At 60.0% G+C, this 2,676-nt stretch carries 6 protein-coding genes; all 6 read left to right on the plus strand.

Going from position 1 to position 2,676, the window contains the following annotated elements; all coding sequences use genetic code 11:
• Positions 1-176 precede the first annotated feature (176 nt).
• Positions 177-557, plus strand: a complete 381-nt coding sequence (locus WC683_20690; protein ID MFA4975029.1) for a hypothetical protein — start codon at positions 177-179, stop codon at positions 555-557.
• Complete coding sequence (locus WC683_20695) at positions 557-916, plus strand: hypothetical protein (GenBank protein MFA4975030.1); 360 nt, start codon at positions 557-559, stop codon at positions 914-916. Before WC683_20690 ends, WC683_20695 begins: the two co-directional genes overlap by 1 nt.
• Before the next feature lie 403 nt (positions 917-1,319).
• Complete coding sequence (locus WC683_20700) at positions 1,320-1,526, plus strand: hypothetical protein (protein MFA4975031.1); 207 nt, start codon at positions 1,320-1,322, stop codon at positions 1,524-1,526.
• A gap of 151 nt (positions 1,527-1,677) precedes the next feature.
• Entirely contained in the window at positions 1,678-1,971 is a 294-nt protein-coding gene (locus WC683_20705; protein ID MFA4975032.1) for a hypothetical protein, read from the plus strand.
• Between the two features lie 8 nt (positions 1,972-1,979).
• Positions 1,980-2,372 (plus strand): hypothetical protein, encoded by a 393-nt coding sequence (locus WC683_20710; GenBank protein MFA4975033.1) that lies wholly within the window; start codon positions 1,980-1,982, stop codon positions 2,370-2,372.
• Positions 2,369-2,503 carry a hypothetical protein gene (locus WC683_20715; GenBank protein ID MFA4975034.1) on the plus strand — a complete coding sequence of 45 codons (135 nt, stop codon included), beginning with the start codon at positions 2,369-2,371 and terminating at the stop codon, positions 2,501-2,503. The genes WC683_20710 and WC683_20715 overlap by 4 nt, the downstream gene beginning before the upstream one ends.
• The last annotated feature ends 173 nt before the right edge of the window (positions 2,504-2,676 follow it).

Genomic DNA, 2,676 nt, shown 5'->3' on the forward strand with positions numbered 1-2,676 from the left:
GATGAAATATTACGAGGCACTTCACAAAGCGGCGCGTGAGCTGATCGAATACATTGAGGAAGTGGACCTGTGCGACGCGGGGGACGATGACGGGGATGGATACATTGACGAGCGCCGCACGAAGAAGTTTTCCGACCTGATTGCGGCCTTGAATCAGGCGCTCTAGGAGGGATGCGATGGAAGACGATAACAGCACGAGGACGTTTCCGGCGGACCCAACAAGCACAGCCCCGAAGCCAACGCCGCCACCATTGCGCGACGTGAAGGACGGAGCTGTTCCGAAGCGGCGCGGGCGCCCGCCAAAGGTGCGTCCGATTGAGCCGGTGAAGCTGCCGGCTGGCGTCGTCAAGGCGGGGGACGTGAACGCGACGCTCCCGACGGTCAGCCTATCAGAGGACCGCATTGTGAAGATCCATGCTCCAACGCCGCTTCTCACGCTGCACCTGCGGCGCGTCGGGGCTGAGATCACAGACGGCAGCGGCACGGTCCATATCCCCGCGTCCGGCGCGATCCCGGACGGGACGAAGCTCGTCGTGCACCTCTACAGGGAGGAGTGATGTACACCGGGCCACTGAAGCGGATCAGAAAGCGCGACCTGACGCCAGCAGGTGTGACCTTCCAATGGGTAGAGAGGGAGCACTTGAAAGACGTAGAGATCACGCTTGAGGGCGGCAAGACCGGCAAGGAAACGGTCGACACGTTGGACATCCAGGGGATGAGCGGCGACGAATTGTGCATTCATCTGTGGGTGAAACTGCGCAACAAGCGCGGCACGGTGGTGTCGAAGCGACTATGCACATTGATCCCGTCAGATCGCCTGCCAGTCTACATCCTCGACGAGTCGGGGCCACGGATGAAACCGTCTCCGGTCAAGTTCGATACGTACGATGACTATGATGGCGAGGAGGACGACTGATGCTCCCGCTGGTTCTCGTTGTGTGGCTGTGGGTCTTACTTACCCTCATCCGGGGGGTGGGCTGATGCCGTGGTGGTCGATTGCGCTGCTTGCGGTCGGCGGAACGGCGCTCACGCTGGCCGTAGCGGTATGGCTTGCGGCGCGGATGTTCCTGACCGCGCTGTTCCAAGGATGGTGATATGGCTAAGCTAAGATCTTGTCCTTTCTGCGGAGCGACCAAAGCAGTCCGCATCGTAACAGCCAGAGAGGTGGATACTCAAACAGGGTATGAACGTCCAACGACGTGGGCCGAGGAATATGCCGTGGTCTGTTCTGTCCTGTATGGAGGCTGTGGAGCCGCGTCTGGATGGAATCTAAAGAAGGCTGATTCAACGAAACAGTGGAACGCCAGGAGGGATGCACGATGAAAGTGAAGGTAGGTAAGAGGGTCTACGATTCACAGAAGCTCCCGATCATGCTCGTGCTGACGGAAGCCGAGAGCGAGGAGATCGCAAAGATGCCAGCCGGGACACACAAGTACGCCTTGTTCCCGGCAGGCTTCGGGGACGAGAAGGCGATGCGTGAGTGGATGCAGCTCCCGGAGGCGGGCGGGAAGACGCTGGTAACGTAGCACACCGCAGACTCATCCTGCGGACCCACTACGGAGGAGCGGGCGGGGGCCGTCGTCCCCCGCCTTCTCTTTTTGTAGGTGGCCGATGTCCCCTTGACATAGCGTAGCGCTACGCTATACTAGAGACATGACAGCACAAGGAGGCGCGGAGATGACAGGATCAGAAAAGCAGATAGCATGGGCCACAGACATTCTGAAACCAGTGCGGGCTCTAATCGAGCAGCTCCCCGCGGGAATCAGAGAGCGGCATGAGGCGGCGCTAGATCGGCTGACGACGGCGAGCACGGTAATCAACTGCCGGTACACGGTGCAATCCTGGTGCGAGCGCGTGCAGGAATGGCTAGACGTGAATGTCTCGAAAACGGTTTCCGAGGACGATGCGATGCACAACGGGACTCCGGCAGCATTCGTATTGGCCGGACCGATCGACAACGTGGTGTTCTAGGAGGCGCGATGGAAACGAGAGAGATCATCAGGCAGGCCCAGGCAGGGACTCTCAGGGTACCAGCAGAGGTGCAGGTAGATCCGCATTTCGGGGTGCGTGTTGGCGACAGGGTAGCATACTGCTCTGTGCAGTACCTCCCCTCTCTCCCATTCATTGCCAACATGTCTCGACTCGACGGATGGCGAGAATGGCTCAAACTGGCCGTTACAGGCACTGTGGTGGGACTAGTAACGAACCCCACCGAACCCAACGATGGCCCCCTGACCCACGAGCAGTTCTGGGCGACCACGGCAGAGGTGGATTGGGATAACAGCCGGGCCAATCGCTATATCAAGGCGGCTCTGCTGGCGGTGGAGGACACAGACCACCCGATCCCGCGTACCACGGCGGAGGTCCAATGACCGCGACGTACCGCAGATTCAACCTGCAACTCAACGAGGAGACGGACGCCGACGTGATCGCGTACCTAGAGGCACAGCCGAACGCGACGGACGCTGTTCGGCGGGCGATCCGCGAAAAGACCGGCACGTAGGCAGAGCACGCCGCAACCCAACCCTAGCAAGCCGTGGCCGAAAGGCTGCGGCCTTGCTCTTTTGCATTCGCCGTAGATAATCTATCCAGCGTAATCACGTTGAGGGGGTAGAGACGTGACCGAGAATGTGACGCAACTCGCAGTCCAAGAGGTGTCCGAGCGCCTGAGCATCG

The organism is bacterium (assembly GCA_041648665.1).
GTDB lineage: Bacteria > UBA10199 > UBA10199 > 2-02-FULL-44-16 > JAAZCA01 > JAFGMW01.